This window comes from Streptomyces prasinopilosus (assembly GCF_001419695.1).
In the GTDB taxonomy this organism is placed as follows: domain Bacteria; phylum Actinomycetota; class Actinomycetes; order Streptomycetales; family Streptomycetaceae; genus Streptomyces; species Streptomyces prasinopilosus.
This window is the reverse complement of record NZ_LIRG01000555.1, coordinates 1-15334: the sequence shown is the minus strand read 5'-3', so window position 1 is coordinate 15334 and position 15334 is coordinate 1. Positions and strand designations below refer to the sequence as shown.

Below are 15334 nucleotides of genomic sequence, written 5' to 3'. Positions count from 1 at the left end.
CGTCCCGACTCGGAAGAGTCACAGGTGAGGGCCGGTTTCGGAGACATCCGAAACCGGCCCTTTCCCTTTCCCTTTCCGGCCCGGTCGGCGCCCTCCCGTGCCCGCCGCACCGCGCGGCGGTACCGCCGTCGTCGCGCGGTCGCCCCGGGCACCGCGGTCATCCCGTCGCGTCCCGGAGGTACTCGGTGAGCGCCTTGCCCGGCCGGAACGCGGCCTCCTCGCCCTCCCGGTGGAAACTGCCGAAGCTGCCCAGGAGGACCGTCTCCCCCCGGCGGAGGGCCTCGGCGATCGAACCCGGGTGCTCCACGGTCCCGAAGACGGCGTCCAGCGTGCGTTCGACCTGTTCGGGGGTGAGCCGACGGTCGTCACCGTTGTCCGCCGCGTTGCCCGCGGTCGCTTCGATCAAATGGGTCCTGTCCATGTGCACCGCCTGTTCACTGGGGGCCGGAGAGCCGGGGCCTGCGATGCCACGATCGCGGCATTCGGCACCCGGTGCATCTCCTGGTGGGCGTGCGGGTGGGAGAGGACCGGCCGTCCTGGCCCGCCCGTGAGCTGCGAGGCGCGCGGTGGTCCCCCACCCTGGAAGAGGAGGGGGGCCTTCCCGGTGCGCGGCGAGAGGAACCCGGATGACGAAGAACCGGAGCGGGAGCAAGAAGCTGGAGAAAGGCGACGAGGTCGCCTGGAGCAGCCACGGAAGCCAGGCCGAGGGCGAGGTGGAGAAGGAGATCACCGAGCGGACGGAGGCCGCGGGACGGACGGTGGACGCCTCGCCGGACGACCCGCAGTACCAGGTCCGCAGTGAGAAGTCCGGCAGGTCCGCGGTGCACAAGCCGTCCGCCCTGAGGAAGAAGTGAGGCCCCGTGGACGGTGACGAGCGGAAGGAGACCTGGGACGAGTTCCGTGAGCTGGTGAACATGAAGCCGGCCGAACTGGAACGGTGGCTGGCCTCGGAACAGTCGCGGAACGCCGGACAGGCCGGGGAAGGGGGAGAAACCACGGGGCACGCCTCGGGCCGCCGGATCGTGGAGATCCTGCGCGCGAGGAAGGGCGACCTCTCGGACGACGACTACCGGCACATGCGGAAGGTCGTCGGCTACGTCCGGCGGCATCTGGCCCAACGGCCCTCGGGCGACGTCCGGGACACCCGGTGGCGGCATTCGCTCATGAACTGGGGCCACGACCCGGTGGCCTGACGCACGGTCCGCGGCGGCGCCCCTCCCGCCGCCGCGGGCGCGGAGGACACGCCGGGAGCCGGGACGGCGGCGGTGTCCGTGAGCGAGGTGCCGCAGGTCGTGGACGGTGTGCCGGTCCACGGACCATACTGATCAGGCCCCCGGCCACTCACAGAACGACTCCATGGTCAAAAACAGCATCCCCTCGCCCACCGTCCCCGACACCGTATGGCTGGCGCGCGGACGCCATACGGGTCCCGAGCCCGAGCTCGACGTCCGGCGCAACCTCATCGCCCTCAAGGCGGCCGGGGGTCTCGACGACTTCCTGGAACTCGACCCCGTCGAGGCGGTCCGGTCCACCGCCCTGTACCCCCGGGACGCCTCCGCCGACCCCGGCCCGTCGGCCCGCCGCCTCTTCGAGGCCCGCTGGCGGGTGGCCGAGGACGTCACGGTGCGCGCGCAGCTGACCACCTACGATCCACCGGCCCGCGGGGACGCGGCCGAAGGCGTCACCTGGATCCTCGCCGCCGAGGCGGAGCGTGCGTGGGACGCCCGCTGGCCGTCGCCCGCCACCATGTTCTGGCCCGACAGCAGCCGGGTCGAGTGGGACCACGACACGGTGCCGGGCGTGCGCCTGCGGACGGTGAACCACCTGCCGAAGGACGACGACGAGGTGCGCCGCCGGCTGCGGGACTGCGCCCGCAGCAGCTGGTTCGTCCACGTCGTGGTGCACGAGGCGATGACGCCGGACGCGCGGGGACAGCGACCGCTCGCGGAGTTCCTGCCGCCGAGCCTGCGGGACCGGGTGGTCGAGCACCGGGGCACGCCCGAGCAGGCCCGGATCGCCGACTTCGCGCTGCAACGGGAGCTGAAGCTGCGGATGCCGCGCGGCGGCGCCGTCGTCCTGCCCACGGTACCGCCGGCACCGGACTACGACCCGGAGCACTTCACGGTGCGCACCATCTTCCTGGACGGCTCGGAACCGGTCGAGTTCCTCGGCAGGATCATCGAGTTCGCCGCACTGCCGCGGCCCCTGCCGGCCGAGGCCGAACAGGCCCTGACGCGGCTGCGCCGGGGCTGGCACCTGCTCAGCCCGGAAGAGGAACTGGCCCACGCCCGGGACATGGTCGCCCGGTACGCCCACGCGCTCGAAGCCATGACGGAGTCCCGCGACCTGTACCGGGAGGCGGCCGAGGCCGCGCAGGCCGCACTCGCCGAGGCGGCCCGCGGCGCCGGCGCGCCCCGGCCGGCCCTACCGGGACCGGCCGGCGAGGAGGGCTCGCCGCTCAGTGGCCTGACCAAGGCCTTCGGCCGCCTCCGGGGCACGAACAAGTAGGCCGTGCTCACGTCGGCGTGCCGCCCCCGGCCGGGGCCGCTTCGCCGATTCGCCGTGCACGCCCTTGACCTGAAGCGCGCTTCAAGCTGAAGACTCCCGTTCCGTGCCCCGGCCCCGGGACACGGAACGGGAGGGAAACCCCATGAAGTACCGCACCATCGGCAGCGATCCGCGGACCCGCCGGGAGGTGAGCGTGCTCGCGCTCGGCGCGATGCTGTTCGGCTCCGTGACGGACGAGAGGACGTCCTTCGCCCTGCTCGACCGGTACGTCGAGGCCGGCGGGAACTTCATCGACACGTCCGACAACTACGCCTTCTGGACCGACGGCGGTCAGGGCGGGCAGAGCGAGACGCTGCTCGGGCGCTGGCGGCGCAGCCGGGGCGTCGGCGACGAGATCGTCGTCGCGACCAAGCTGGGCGCCCGCCCGCTCGCCCCCGGCACGAGCTACACCGACCATCCGGAGGGCCTGTCGGCGAAGGTGATCCGGGAGTCGGCCGAGCGCAGCCGGGAGCGGCTCGGCACGGACCGCCTGGCCCTGCTGTACGCCCACATAGAGGACCGTGCCGTCCCGCTCCAGGAGACGGTGGAGGGCTTCGCCGGCCTCGTCGCCGAGGGCACGGTCGGACTGCTCGGCGCGAGCAACCACGCGGTGTGGCGGGTGGAGCGGGCCCGGGCCCTCGCCGCCGCGGCGGGACTGCCCGGCTACGAGGTGCTCCAGTACCAGCACAGCTACCTGCGCCCCCGCACCGACCTGCCCGAGGCCCTCTTCCCCGACGGCAGCCTCGGGCACACCGGCGCCGAGCTGCTCACCTACCTGCGGGCCGAGCCCCGGCTGGCCCTGGTCGCCTACTCGCCGCTGCTGAGCGGCGCGTACGCCCGGCCGGAGCGGCTGCCCCGGGACTACGACCACCCGGGGACCCCCGCCCGGCTGAAGGTCCTGCACGAGGTCGCCCGGGAGACCGGGGCGAGTGCCGGCCAGGTGGTGCTGGCCTGGCAGCTCGGCCACGAACCGCCGGTCCTGCCGCTGGCCGGGGTGTCCTCGGTGGCGCAGCTGGACGAGAACCTGGCAGCGGTGGACCTGGAACTGTCGCCGGAGCAGCGGGCCCGGCTGGACGCGGCCCACTGAGGCGGTGCGCCGTCCCGGCGCACCGGGGGAGCGCGCCGGGACGGCGCACCCGGACGGGGTTCAGGACCTGACCAGCAGCTGGAAGTCGAACGAGTAGCGCGAGGCGCGGTAGACGTGGGTCGCGTACTCCACCGCGCGGCCCGTGTCGTCATAGGCGGTGCGGTGCATGGTGAGCAGGGCGGCGCCCTCCTCCTCGTCCAGGCGGGCCGCCTCCCCGGCGGTGGCCGGACGGGCGCCGACGGTCTGCCGGGCGCTGTGCAGGGTGATGCCCGCCGCCCGCATCATGCGGTACAGGCCGGTCGACTCCAGCCGGGCGTCGTCCAGCTCCAGCAGATCGGCCGGGAGGTAGTTGCACAGGAGGGCGACGGGCCGGCCGTGGGTGCTGCGCAGGCGCTCCAGCAGGACCGTTTCCCCACCCTCGGCCAGGCCCAGGGCCGCCGCCACGCCGGGAGGCGCCGGGACGGTCTCGTGGCGGACGACCCGCGTGCCCGGGCCCTGGCCGGCCGCCTCCAGGTCGTCGTAGAGACTGGTGAGCTCCAGGGGGCGCCTGACCTGGCTGTGCACCACCTGGGTGCCCACCCCGCGCCGCCGGACCAGCAGTCCCTTGTCGACGAGGGACTGGATGGCCTGGCGGACCGTGGGGCGGGACAGGCCGAGGCGGACCGAGAGGTCGACCTCGTTGCCCAGGAGGTCGCCCGGGGCGAGGTCGCCGCGCGTGATCGCCGCCTCCAGCTGCTGGGCGAACTGGTGGTAGAGCGGCACCGGACTGCCCCGGTCCAGGACGAAGTCCAGTGAGCCGAGCACGGGTCCGGTCACGGCGCGGGCCCGGTCACCGGTCTTCGTCATGGGCGTGCCTTCCTGTCGAGGGGGATGCTGTCGAGGGCGGGGCCGCCCGGACGGCCGAGGGTCAGGAGTTGCTCGGGAAGCCGAGGTTGATGCCTCCGTCGGACGGGTCCGGCCAGCGCGTGGTGATGACCTTGCCCTGGGTGTAGAAGGCGACGCCGTCGTTGCCGTAGATGTGGTGGCCGCCGAAGAGGGAGTCCTTCCAGCCGCCGAAGGAGTGGTAGCCGACCGGGACCGGGATCGGCACGTTGACGCCGACCATGCCCGCCTGCACCTCGAGCTGGAAGCGGCGGGCGGCGCCGCCGTCCCGGGTGAAGATCGCGGTGCCGTTGCCCCAGCGGGAGTCGTTGATCAGCGCGATGGCCTCGTCGTAGGTCTCCGCGCGGACCACGCACAGCACCGGGCCGAAGATCTCCTCCCGGTAGGCGTCCGCGGTCACCGGCACCCGGTCGAGCAGCGAGACGCCGAGGAAGAAGCCGTCCTCGTGGCCGTCGACCGTCAGGCCCGTGCCGTCGAGCACGACCTCGGCGCCCTGCGCCGCCGCGCCCGCCACGTACGAGGCGACCTTGTCGCGGTGCTCGCGGGTGATCAGCGGGCCCATCTCCGAGGCCGGGTCGTCGCCCGGACCGATGCGGAGCCTCTTCGCCCGCTCGGCGATCCGGCCGACCAGGTCGTCGCCGATGCCGCCGACCGCGACCACGACCGACACGGCCATGCAGCGCTCGCCGGCCGAACCGTACGCGGCGTTGATCGCCTGGTCGGCGGCCAGGTCCAGGTCGGCGTCGGGCAGGACCAGCATGTGGTTCTTGGCGCCGCCCAGCGCCTGGACGCGCTTGCCGTGCTCGGTCGCCTTCAGCTGGATGTGCCGGGCGATCGGGGTGGAGCCGACGAAGGAGACGGCCTCGACGTCGGGGTGCTCCAGGATGCGGTCCACGGCCTCCCGGTCGCCCTGCACGACGTTCAGCACACCGTCCGGCAGGCCCGCCTCGGTGGCCAGTTCCGCGAGCAGGAGGGAGGCCGAGGGGTCCTTCTCGGACGGCTTCAGCACGAACGTGTTGCCGCACGCGATGGCCAGCGGGAACATCCACATCGGCACCATGGCCGGGAAGTTGAACGGGGTGATGCCGGCGACCACGCCCAGCGGCTGGCGGATCGAGGCGACGTCGACGCGGCTGGAGACCTCCGTGGACAGCTCGCCCTTCAGCTGCACGCTGATCCCGCAGGCCAGCTCCACGATCTCCATGCCCCGCGCGACCTCGCCGAGGGCGTCGGAGTGCACCTTGCCGTGCTCGGCGGTGATCAGCTCCGCGATCTCGTCGCGGTGGGCGTCCAGCAGCTCGCGGTACTTGAACAGGATCGCCGTGCGCTTGGCCAGCGACGAGGTGCCCCAGCTCCGGAAGGCGTCCTTCGCGGCGGCGACGGCGGCGTCCACCTCGCCGGTGTCCGCGAACGCGACCTGCTTCTCCTGGGCACCGGTGGCCGGGTTCCAGACGGGGCCGAAACGGCCGGAGGTGCCTTCGACGGGCTTGCCGCCGATCCAGTGGCTGATGGTCTTCATGAGAGCGGACGACCTTTCGTGCGCGGAGGTGCGGGGAGTCGGGAGGGGTTCGGGAGGGACTCGCGGGGAGCCCCGGGGCCGGCCGGAAGCGGTGCGGTGGGGCCGGCCGGGACGGTTCAGAGGTGCCGGCGGCGCCCGGCGACCCGGGCCTCGTAGCGTTCGCGGGCCCGGACGGCGGCCTCGCGGGAGGCGACCTCGGCCACCGGCACGTCCCACCAGGCCTCGGCCGGGGGAGCGGTGGGTGCCGGGTCCGTCTCGACGTACACGCACGTCGGACGCTCGGCGGCGCGGGCCTCGGCCAGGGCGTGGCGCAGCTCCCGCACGGTCTTGGCGCGCAGCACGTCCATGCCCAGGCTGGCCGCGTTCGCCGCGAGGTCCACGGGCAGCGGGGCGCCGGTGAAGGTGCCGTCCTCGGCCCGGTACCGGTAGGCGGTGCCGAAGCGCTCGCCGCCGGTCTCCTCGGACAGGCCGCCGATGGAGGCGTAGCCGTGGTTCTGGATCAGCACCATCTTCACGGGCAGCCGCTCCTGGACGGCCGTGACGATCTCGGTCGGCATCATCAGGTACGTGCCGTCGCCGACCAGCGCCCACACGGGCGTGCCGGGCGCGGCCTGCTGGACGCCGATCGCGGCCGGGATCTCGTAGCCCATGCAGGAGTAGCCGTACTCCAGGTGGTACTGGCGCGGGCTGCGCGCGCGCCACAGCTTGTGCAGGTCGCCGGGGAGCGAGCCGGCCGCGTTGATCACCACGTCCGTCTCGCCCACGACCGCGTCCAGCGCGCCGAGCACCTGGGTCTGGGTGGGTACGGCGTTCTCGTCGCCGGCACGGCAGGCGGCCTCGACGACCTCCTCCCAGCGCTCCTTGCCGGCCCGGTACCCGGCCTCGTACGCCGGGTCCACCCGGTGTCCCGACAGCGCCCCGGCCAGCGCCTCCAGACCGCTCCGCGCGTCGCACACCAGGGTGCGCGCCCCCAGCTTGTGGGCGTCGAAGCCGGTGATGTTGAGGTTGAGGAAGCGCACGTCCGGGTCGGCGAAGAGGGTGCCGGAGGCGGTGGTGAAATCGGTGTACCGGGTGCCGACACCGATCACCAGGTCGGCGGTGCGGGCCAGGTCGTCGCTCACCGCCGTGCCGGTGTGGCCGATGCCGCCCAGGTCGGCGGGGTGGTCGTGGCGCAGGGAGCCCTTGCCCGCCTGGGTGGAGGCGACCGGGATGCCGGTGGCGTCGACGAGGGCCTCGAGCGCGTCCTCGGCCTCGCTGTGGTGGACCCCGCCGCCCGCGACGATCAGCGGACGCCGGGCGGCCCGTACGGCCCGCACCGCCGCCTCCAGCTCGACCGGGTCCGGCGCCGGACGCCGTACCCGCCAGACGCGGTCGGCGAAGAACTCCTCCGGCCAGTCGTACGCCTCGGCCTGCACGTCCTGCGGCAGGGCGAGGGTGACGGCGCCGGTCTCGGCCGGGTCGGCGAGCACCCGCATCGCGTTCAGCGCGGAGGCGATCAGCGCCTCGGGGCGGGTGATCCGGTCGAAGTAGCGGGAGACGGGGCGCAGGGTGTCGTTGACGGAGACGTCGGCCTCGACCGGGTGCTCCAGTTGCTGGAGCAGCGGGTCCGCGGCGCGCGAGGCGAAGTAGTCGCCGGGGAGCAGCAGCACCGGCAGGCGGTTGACCGTGGCGAGGGCGGCGCCGGTGACCAGGTTGGTGGCGCCGGGGCCGATCGAGGTCGTCACGGCCTGCGCCGAGAGCCGGTTGAGGTGGCGGGCGTGGGCGACGGCCGCGTGCACCATGGACTGCTCGTTGCGGCCCTGGTGGTACGGCATGACCTCGGCGTACTCGACGAGCGCCTGCCCGACGCCCGCCACGTTGCCGTGCCCGAAGATACCCCAGGTGCCCGCGATCAGCCGGTGCCGCACACCGTCCCGCTCCGTGTACTGGGCGGCCAGGAAGCGCACCAGGGCCTGGGCGGTCGTCAGTCGGCGGGTGGCGGCGCTCATGCGGACCTCTCCGGGGCGGTGTAGAGGGGGAGACGGGGGTCGACCGGCTGGTCCGGCCAGGTGTCGCGGATCCAGGCGTGGTCGGGGTGGTCGCAGATCAGCCAGGCGCGTTCGTCCTCCGGACCCGCCATGACGTTGAGGTAGTACATGTGGTGGCCGGGGACGGCCATGGACGGCCCGTGCCAGCCGTCCGGGATGAGCACCACGTCGCCGTCGCGCACCTCGGCCAGCACGTCCGTGTCCCGGCCCGGACCGGACGGGGAGACCCGCTGGTAGCCGAGGCCGGGGACGCCGTCGTGGTCCGCGAACTCGAAGTAGTAGATCTCCTCCAGCACGGACTCCTCGCCCGGCCGGTGCTCGTCGTGCTTGTGCGGCGGGAACGACGACCAGTTGCCGCCCGGGGTGATCACCTCGACCGCGATCAGCTTGTCGCACTCGAAACCCTGCCCGTCACCGCCTCCGGCGGGGGCGGCCGCCCCGAAGTTGTTGACCTGGCGGGAGCAGGTGCCGGTGCCGCGCAGTTCCACGGGGACGCCGGACGCCGGTCCGTAGCGGGCGGGAAGCCGCCGGGTGCAGCGGGCGCCGGTGAGCGCGAACCGTCCGCCGCCGGCGGACGTGACGGTCGCGCGGGCGTCGCGCGGCACGTAGGCGAAGTCGCTGACGCCGTCGAACACGCTCGTGCGGCCGGCGAGATCGAACGTGTGGTGGCCGGAGCCGTCGGCGGAGGCGACCGTGCAGCCGCCGCTGAGCGGCAGCACGATCCACTCGCTGTCGCCGGTGTCGAAGGTGTGCGAGCCGCCCGGCCCCAGCTCCAGCACGCGCAGGCTGGAGTGGGCCCAGCCGGCCGACTCCGGGGTGACGTCGACGAGGTAGGGGCCGGCCGAGGCGCGGCCCGCGGGACGGTGATGGGTCATGGCAGCCTTTCCGGTGACAACGGGCTCACGGCTCACAGCAGGCTCACGGCCGTGTCCACCGCTTCCTCCACACTGCCCCCGGCCGGGTAGAGCAGTGAGCGGCCGACGACCATGCCCTGCACGGAGGGCAGCTTCAGCGCCTTACCCCACCGCTCGTACGCCGCCTCCTGGTCGCCGACCTCCCCGCCGAGCAGGACGACGGGCAGCGTGGAGCTGCGCAGAACCTCCGCCATGTCGTCGGCGTTCTCGGTGACGGGGAGCTTCAGCCAGGTGTAGGCGGAGGTGCCGCCGAGGCCGGAGGCTATGGCGATGGAGCGGGTGACGGCCTCGGCGGACAGGTCGTTGCGGACCCGGCCGTCGACCCGGCGCGAGATGAACGGCTCCACGAACACCGGGAGCCGGCGTTCGGCCATGGCGTCGACGGCACGGGCGGTGGACTCCAGGGTGGTCAGGGAGCCCGGGTCGTCGTAGTCGATGCGGACCAGCAGCTTGCCCGCGTCGAAGCCGAACCGTTCGATGTCCTCGGGGCGGTGGCCGGTGAAGCGGTCGTCCATCTCGAAGGCCGAGCCGGCCAGGCCGCCGCGGTTCATCGACCCCATGACGACCTTGTTCTCGAGGGCGCCGAGCAGCAGCAGGTCCTCCAGGACGTCGGCGGTGGCCAGCACCCCGTCGACGCCGGGCCGGGACAGCGCGACGCACAGCCGTTCCAGCAGGTCCGCGCGGTCGGCCATGGCCAGGCGCCGGTCGCCGATGCCGAGCGCGCCCCGCGCGGGGTGGTCGGCGGCCACGATCATCAGCCGTCCGCTGTCGCCGATCAGCGGACGGCGGGCCCGGCGGGCCGCCGCCTCGGCGACGGCCCGCGGATTCCGGGCCCGGACCGTGGTGAGGTCGGAGATGCTGAGGTTCAAGGAAGGACTCCGTTCAGGACTGGCTCGGCAGGGGCGCGCCGTCCGGCGGCACGGTCCCCGCGAGGAGGTCCGCCACTTCGGCCGCGGTGGGCATGGCGGACGAACAGGCCAGGCGCGAGGCGACGAGAGCGCCGGCGGCGTTGGCGTGGCGCATGGTCCGCTCCAGGTCCCAGCCCGAGAGCAGACCGTGGCAGAGCGACCCGCCGAAGGCGTCACCGGCGCCGAGGCCGTTGACCACGTCGACCGGGACCGGCGGCACCTCGGCGCGGGTGCCGTCGCGGTGCACGGCGAGCACGCCCCGGGGACCCTGCTTGACGACGGCGAGTTCCACGCCGGCCGCCAGCAGCGCCTCGGCGCAGGCCTCGGGTTCGCGCACTCCGGTGGCGACCTCGCACTCGTCGAGGTTGCCGACCGCGACCGTGGCGTGCCGCAGGGCCTGCCGGTAGTAGGGGCGGGCCTGGTCGGGGTCGCGCCAGAACATCGGGCGCCAGTCGAGGTCGAACACGGTGGTGCCCGCCTTGGCGCGTGCCTCGAGCGCGTCCAGCGTGGTCGAGCGGCTCGGCTCCTCGCTCAGACCGGTGCCGGTGATCCAGAAGATCCCGGCCCCGCGCACGGCGGCGAGGTCCAGTTCGGCGGTGTGCAGCTCCAGGTCGGGAGCCTTGGGGCGGCGGTAGAAGTACAGGGGGAAGTCGTCCGGCGGGAAGATCTCGCAGAAGGTGACCGGCGTCGGGTACGCGGCGACCGGGGTGACCCACCGGTCGTCGACGCCGAAGTCCTTCAGGGCCCGGTGCAGGTAGGCGCCGAAGGGGTCGTCTCCCGTACGGGTGATCACGGCCGTCGAGCGGCCGAGCCGGGCGGCGGCGACCGCGACGTTCGCGGCCGAACCGCCGAGGAACTTTCCGAACGTTTCGACTTCCGCCAGGGGAACGCCGGTCTCCAGGGGGTAAAGGTCCACCCCGATGCGACCCATGGTGATCAGGTCGAAATACTGTGGTGCGTCTGAGTCGGTCATCGAGCGAAGCTCCTCGAACTGCAGGGGATGCGGGTCCCGGGGTGCCCTGCCACGGTGGGGACTGGTTTCCGGGGACCTGTCGCCTCTCAGGTGTAGGTCTCGGAGGGCGGCCCTGTCAATAGTTTGTACTTACATTCGGACTAGCTGGTGAACTGATGTCTTAACAAAGTATTGACAGAGTGCGCGCCAGGGGATTTGATCCCGTCCCAACACGCCAGGCGTTTCGCACGACGACACAGACCCGGACGTCCGAGGCTCCGGGGAGGATTCTCGGACCGACCCCTTTTTCCGCGTAGCACAGTGAGGTGCAGGTAAAGATGGACCGCTCTTCTCACCACCGCCCCCGCAGAATCGTGCCCCTCGTCGCGGTGGCCGCGGCGGCCGCCCTGGCCCTCGCCGGCTGCTCCAGCGGTTCCGGTGGCAAGAAGGCCGAGGAAGGCGGCGGCGACGGCGCATCGGCCGGCAAGGCGAACACGCCGCAGATGACGGTCGCCCTCGTGACCCACCAGGCGCCCGGCGACACGTTCTGGGACATCGTCCGCAAGGGCGCCGAGGCCGCCGCGGCCAAGGACAACGTCAAGCTCGTCTACTCCGCCGACCCGAACGCCGGCAACCAGGCCAACCTGGTGCAGAACGCGATCGACCAGAAGGTCGACGGCATCGCCGTCACCCTCGCCAAGCCGGACGCCCTCAAGAGCGTCCTCGGCAAGGCGGAGAAGGCGGGCATACCCGTCGTCGGCCTCAACTCCGGACTGAGCGACTGGAAGGACCTCGGCCTGCTGGAGTTCTTCGGCCAGGACGAGTCCGTGGCCGGCGAGGCCTTCGGCAAGAAGCTCAACGAGGTCGGCGCCAAGAACACCGTCTGTGTCATCCACGAGCAGGGCAACGTCGGTCTGACCCAGCGCTGCGACGGCCTGAAGAAGACCTTCGAGGGCACCACCCAGATCCTCAACGTCAACGGCGTCGACATGCCGTCGGTGAAGTCGACGATCACCGCCAAGCTCAAGCAGGACTCCGCCATCGACTACGTCGCCACCCTCGGCGCCCCGTTCGCGCCGACCGCGGTGCAGTCGGTGGGCGACGCGGGCAGCAAGGCGAAGGTCGCCACCTTCGACCTCAACAAGGACCTGACCAAGGCGATCCAGGCCGGCGACATCGAGTTCGCCGTGGACCAGCAGCCCTACCTCCAGGGCTACCTCGCCGTCGACGGCCTGTGGCTCTACAAGAACAACGGCAACTACAGCGGCGGAGGCGAGCAGCCGGTGCTGACCGGCCCCGCGTTCGTCGACAAGTCCAACGTCGACGCGGTCTCCGAGTACGCCGCGAAGGGCACTCGGTGATGAGCATGACCCGACAGGCTGAGCCGGCGGTGACCCCACCGCCGGCCCCCGGCCCGAAGGCGAACGACGGCCGTACCACGCGGCGCACGCCGGTCCGTCGGCTGCTGGCCCGTCCCGAGGTCGGCGTCTTCCTCGGCGTCGTGGTCGTCCTGGTGTTCTTCCTGATCGCGGCCCCGCCGATGCGGGACAGCAGCTCGATGGCGAACATCCTGTACCAGTCCTCGACCATCGGCATCATGGCCCTGCCGGTGGCGCTGCTGATGATCGGCGGCGAGGTGGACCTCTCGGCCGGCGTCGCCGTCGTCACCTCGGCCCTCACCGCGAGCATGCTCGCCTACCAACTGTCCATGAACGTGTGGGTCGGCGTCATCGCGGCCCTCGCGGTGTCCCTCGCCGTCGGCATGTTCAACGGCTGGTTCCTGATGAAGACGGGCCTGCCCAGCTTCCTGGTCACCCTCGGCACCTTCCTGATCCTCCAGGGCATCAACCTGGCCGTGACCAAGACGATCACCGGCAACGTCGCCACCGACGACATCAGCGACATGGACGGCTTCGCCCAGGCCAAGGCCCTCTTCGCGTCCAGCTTCGAGCTGGGCGGCGTCCAGGTGAAGATCACCATCGTGTGGTGGATCGTCTTCGCCGCCCTCGCCGCCTGGGTGCTGCTCCGCACCAAGTACGGCAACTGGATCTTCGCGGTGGGCGGCAACAAGGAGAGCGCCCGCGCCGTCGGCGTGCCGGTGAACTTCACCAAGATCTCCCTGTACATGCTGGTCGGCTTCGGCGCCTGGTTCGTCGGCATGCACCAGCTGTTCTCCTTCAACACCGTGCAGTCCGGCGAGGGCGTGGGCCAGGAGCTCATCTACATCGCCGCCGCGGTGATCGGCGGCTGCCTGATGACCGGCGGCTACGGCTCCGCGATCGGCCCGGTCTTCGGCGCCTTCATGTTCGGCATGGTGCAGCAGGGCATCGTCTACGCCGGCTGGAACCCGGACTGGTTCAAGGCCTTCCTCGGCGTGATGCTCCTCGGCGCCGTCCTCATCAATCTGTGGGTCCAGCGCACGGCGACCCGGAGGTGACCGCAATGACCGACGACACGACCGGCACCCACGGTGCCGTCCTGCAGGACACCGCCCCCGGCGGGGAACACCCCCTGGTCGAACTCCGCGGGGCGGGCAAGTCCTACGGCAACGTCCGCGCCCTGCACGGGGTCGACCTGAGCGTCCGACCCGGCCGCGTGACCTGCGTGCTCGGCGACAACGGCGCCGGCAAGTCCACCCTCATCAAGATCATCTCCGGGCTGCACCAGCACACCGAGGGCGAGTTCCTCGTCGACGGCGCCCCGGTACGGTTCTCCACCCCGCGCGAGGCCCTCGACCAGGGCATCGCCACCGTCTACCAGGACCTCGCCGTCGTCCCGCTGATGCCGGTGTGGCGCAACTTCTTCCTCGGCTCCGAGATGACCAAGGGCCCCTGGCCGGTCCGCCGTCTCGACATCGAGCGGATGAAGAGGACCGCGGACGAGGAACTGCGCAACATGGGCATCGTCCTCGACGATCTCGAGCAGCCCATCGGCACCCTCTCCGGCGGCCAGCGCCAGTGCGTGGCCATCGCCCGCGCCGTCTACTTCGGCGCCCGCGTCCTCATCCTGGACGAGCCCACCGCCGCGCTCGGCGTCAAGCAGTCCGGCGTGGTCCTGAAGTACATCGCGATGGCCCGCGACCGCGGCCTCGGCGTCATCTTCATCACCCACAACCCGCACCACGCCTACATGGTCGGCGACCACTTCAGCGTCCTGCGCCTGGGCACCCTGGAGCTCTCCGCCGCCCGCAGCGACGTCTCCCTCGAGGAACTCACCAACCACATGGCCGGCGGCACCGAACTCGCCGCCCTCAAGCACGAACTGGCACAGGTGCGCGGGGTCGACGTCCAGGAACTCCCCGAGGAGTCGGACCTCCAGGCCCCCGCAACGGCATCCCCGGAAGGAAAGACCTGACATGGCAGTCGCGCTCGACCGCATCAGGGTGGGCTCCGCCCCCGACTCCTGGGGCGTCTGGTTCCCCGACGACCCCCAGCAGGTGCCCTGGCAGCGCTTCCTCGACGAGGTCGCCGAGGCCGGCTACTCCTGGATCGAACTCGGCCCCTACGGCTACCTCCCCACCGACCCGGCCCGCCTGGCCGACGAGGTGAAGAAGCGGGACCTCAAGGTCTCCGCCGGCACCATCTTCTGCGGACTGCACCGCGGCCCCTCCGAGTGGGAGTCCACCTGGGAGCAGGTCGGCCGGGTCGCCTCGCTCACCCGGGCCATGGACGCCAAGCACCTCGTCGTCATCCCGTCCTTCTGGCGCGACGACAAGACCGCCGAGATCCTGGAGCCCCGGGAGCTGACCACCGAGCAGTGGGGCCACCTCGCCAAGGGCATGGAACGCCTCGGCCGCCAGGTGCGCGACACCTACGGTCTCGACATCGTCGTCCACCCGCACGCCGACACCCACATCGACACCGAGGAGCACGTCGAGCGGTTCCTCGACTCCACCGACTCCTCCCTGGTCAACCTCTGCCTGGACACCGGGCACTACGCCTACTGCGGCGGCGACAGCGTCAAACTGATCGAGACCTACGGCGAGCGCATCGGCTACCTGCACCTCAAGCAGGTCGACCCGGACATCCTCGCCGACGTGGTCGCCGAGGGGCTCCCGTTCGGCCCCGCCGTCCAGCGCGGCGTGATGTGCGAACCGCCCGCCGGAGTGCCGGAGCTGGGCCCGGTCCTGACCGCCGCCCAGAAGCTGGACGTGGACCTGTTCGCGATCGTCGAGCAGGACATGTACCCCTGCGAGCCGGACAAGCCGCTGCCGATCGCGGTCCGCACCCGCAAGTTCCTCCGCTCCTGCGGCGCCTGAGCCCGGCGCCCGACCCTCTCCGGAAAGGGAGGCGAGAACCGTGCACGGGAACGAGCCCCTGGGAATCGCCGTCATCGGCACGGGCCGCATGGGCGCGGACCACGTGCGCCGGATCAACCGGGTCGTCAGCGGCGCGCGGGTCGCCGCCGTCGCCGACCCCGACGCGGAACGGGCCGAGGCGGTGGCCGCGGGCATCGACGGCTGCACCGTGCACACCGACCCGGCCGCCGCGATCGCGGC

Annotated in this window: 16 protein-coding genes; 9 read left to right on the top strand and 7 right to left on the bottom strand. The window is 72.2% G+C overall.

Annotated features, from left to right (window positions below; genetic code table 11):
• Positions 1–157 precede the first annotated feature (157 nt).
• Entirely contained in the window at positions 158–421 is a 264-nt protein-coding gene (locus tag AOK18_RS21925) for an HU family DNA-binding protein (RefSeq protein ID WP_055570765.1), read from the bottom strand.
• Positions 422–626: 205 nt separating this feature from the next.
• Between AOK18_RS21925 and AOK18_RS21920 the strand changes: the two genes are divergently transcribed.
• From AOK18_RS21920 to AOK18_RS21905, 4 genes are all read left to right on the top strand, one after another.
• Entirely contained in the window at positions 627–854 is a 228-nt protein-coding gene (locus tag AOK18_RS21920) for a hypervirulence associated TUDOR domain-containing protein (protein WP_055570764.1), read from the top strand.
• A 6-nt stretch (positions 855–860) separates the two neighbouring features.
• The gene (locus AOK18_RS21915; RefSeq protein WP_055570763.1) at positions 861–1193 is read left to right on the top strand and encodes a DUF3140 domain-containing protein; all 333 of its coding nucleotides are present in this window, start codon (positions 861–863) and stop codon (positions 1191–1193) included.
• Between the two features lie 163 nt (positions 1194–1356).
• Complete coding sequence (locus tag AOK18_RS21910; protein WP_055695461.1) at positions 1357–2508, top strand: hypothetical protein; 1152 nt, start codon at positions 1357–1359, stop codon at positions 2506–2508.
• A gap of 142 nt (positions 2509–2650) precedes the next feature.
• Positions 2651–3634, top strand: coding sequence for an aldo/keto reductase (locus AOK18_RS21905; RefSeq protein ID WP_055570761.1), 984 nt, complete (start codon positions 2651–2653; stop codon positions 3632–3634).
• Between the two features lie 60 nt (positions 3635–3694).
• Here AOK18_RS21905 and AOK18_RS21900 read toward each other — a convergent pair whose 3' ends face one another.
• The 6 genes from AOK18_RS21900 to iolC all read right to left on the bottom strand — a co-directional run bounded on the left by AOK18_RS21900 (position 3695) and on the right by iolC (position 10857).
• Positions 3695–4480: a GntR family transcriptional regulator gene (locus AOK18_RS21900; protein WP_055695460.1), complete on the bottom strand. Its 786-nt coding sequence runs from the start codon at positions 4478–4480 to the stop codon at positions 3695–3697.
• Positions 4481–4541: 61 nt separating this feature from the next.
• Entirely contained in the window at positions 4542–6035 is a 1494-nt protein-coding gene (locus AOK18_RS21895) for a CoA-acylating methylmalonate-semialdehyde dehydrogenase (RefSeq protein ID WP_055695459.1), read from the bottom strand.
• A gap of 116 nt (positions 6036–6151) precedes the next feature.
• Positions 6152–8023, bottom strand: coding sequence for a 3D-(3,5/4)-trihydroxycyclohexane-1,2-dione acylhydrolase (decyclizing) (iolD, locus tag AOK18_RS21890; protein WP_055570758.1), 1872 nt, complete (start codon positions 8021–8023; stop codon positions 6152–6154).
• A complete protein-coding gene (iolB, locus tag AOK18_RS21885; RefSeq protein ID WP_055570757.1) occupies positions 8020–8937 on the bottom strand; it encodes a 5-deoxy-glucuronate isomerase in 918 nt (305 codons plus the stop codon). The genes iolD and iolB overlap by 4 nt, the downstream gene beginning before the upstream one ends.
• Before the next feature lie 32 nt (positions 8938–8969).
• A complete protein-coding gene (locus AOK18_RS21880) occupies positions 8970–9845 on the bottom strand; it encodes a Cgl0159 family (beta/alpha)8-fold protein (RefSeq protein WP_055570756.1) in 876 nt (291 codons plus the stop codon).
• Positions 9846–9858: 13 nt separating this feature from the next.
• The gene (gene iolC, locus AOK18_RS21875) at positions 9859–10857 is read right to left on the bottom strand and encodes a 5-dehydro-2-deoxygluconokinase (RefSeq protein WP_055570755.1); all 999 of its coding nucleotides are present in this window, start codon (positions 10855–10857) and stop codon (positions 9859–9861) included.
• Between the two features lie 317 nt (positions 10858–11174).
• Here iolC and AOK18_RS21870 point away from each other — a divergent pair, with 317 nt between their 5' ends.
• From AOK18_RS21870 to AOK18_RS21850, 5 genes are all read left to right on the top strand, one after another.
• Positions 11175–12197 (top strand): sugar ABC transporter substrate-binding protein, encoded by a 1023-nt coding sequence (locus AOK18_RS21870; protein WP_055570754.1) that lies wholly within the window; start codon positions 11175–11177, stop codon positions 12195–12197.
• The gene (locus tag AOK18_RS21865) at positions 12197–13273 is read left to right on the top strand and encodes an ABC transporter permease (RefSeq protein WP_055695458.1); all 1077 of its coding nucleotides are present in this window, start codon (positions 12197–12199) and stop codon (positions 13271–13273) included. Before AOK18_RS21870 ends, AOK18_RS21865 begins: the two co-directional genes overlap by 1 nt.
• Before the next feature lie 5 nt (positions 13274–13278).
• Positions 13279–14190, top strand: coding sequence for an ATP-binding cassette domain-containing protein (locus AOK18_RS21860; RefSeq protein ID WP_055570752.1), 912 nt, complete (start codon positions 13279–13281; stop codon positions 14188–14190).
• A gap of 1 nt (position 14191) precedes the next feature.
• Positions 14192–15094, top strand: coding sequence for a sugar phosphate isomerase/epimerase family protein (locus tag AOK18_RS21855; RefSeq protein WP_055695457.1), 903 nt, complete (start codon positions 14192–14194; stop codon positions 15092–15094).
• Positions 15095–15134: 40 nt separating this feature from the next.
• Positions 15135–15334 (top strand): Gfo/Idh/MocA family oxidoreductase (locus AOK18_RS21850; protein WP_167738723.1); only part of this gene is annotated, 200 nt, incomplete at its 3' end.

Bases quoted from the DNA above. Each gene is read 5' to 3' on its own strand.
- AOK18_RS21925 (WP_055570765.1), bottom strand. From the start codon at position 421: ATGGACAGGACCCATTTGATCGAAGCGACCGCGGGCAACGCGGCGGAC.
- AOK18_RS21920 (WP_055570764.1), top strand. From the start codon at position 627: ATGACGAAGAACCGGAGCGGGAGCAAGAAGCTGGAGAAAGGCGACGAG.
- iolC (WP_055570755.1), bottom strand. From the start codon at position 10,857: ATGACCGACTCAGACGCACCACAGTATTTCGACCTGATCACCATGGGT.
- AOK18_RS21855 (WP_055695457.1), top strand. From the start codon at position 14,192: ATGGCAGTCGCGCTCGACCGCATCAGGGTGGGCTCCGCCCCCGACTCC.
- iolB (WP_055570757.1), bottom strand. From the start codon at position 8,937: ATGACCCATCACCGTCCCGCGGGCCGCGCCTCGGCCGGCCCCTACCTC.
- AOK18_RS21895 (WP_055695459.1), bottom strand. From the start codon at position 6,035: ATGAAGACCATCAGCCACTGGATCGGCGGCAAGCCCGTCGAAGGCACC.
- AOK18_RS21910 (WP_055695461.1), top strand. From the start codon at position 1,357: ATGGTCAAAAACAGCATCCCCTCGCCCACCGTCCCCGACACCGTATGG.
- AOK18_RS21860 (WP_055570752.1), top strand. From the start codon at position 13,279: ATGACCGACGACACGACCGGCACCCACGGTGCCGTCCTGCAGGACACC.
- AOK18_RS21865 (WP_055695458.1), top strand. From the start codon at position 12,197: ATGAGCATGACCCGACAGGCTGAGCCGGCGGTGACCCCACCGCCGGCC.
- AOK18_RS21870 (WP_055570754.1), top strand. From the start codon at position 11,175: ATGGACCGCTCTTCTCACCACCGCCCCCGCAGAATCGTGCCCCTCGTC.
- AOK18_RS21900 (WP_055695460.1), bottom strand. From the start codon at position 4,480: ATGACGAAGACCGGTGACCGGGCCCGCGCCGTGACCGGACCCGTGCTC.
- iolD (WP_055570758.1), bottom strand. From the start codon at position 8,023: ATGAGCGCCGCCACCCGCCGACTGACGACCGCCCAGGCCCTGGTGCGC.
- AOK18_RS21905 (WP_055570761.1), top strand. From the start codon at position 2,651: ATGAAGTACCGCACCATCGGCAGCGATCCGCGGACCCGCCGGGAGGTG.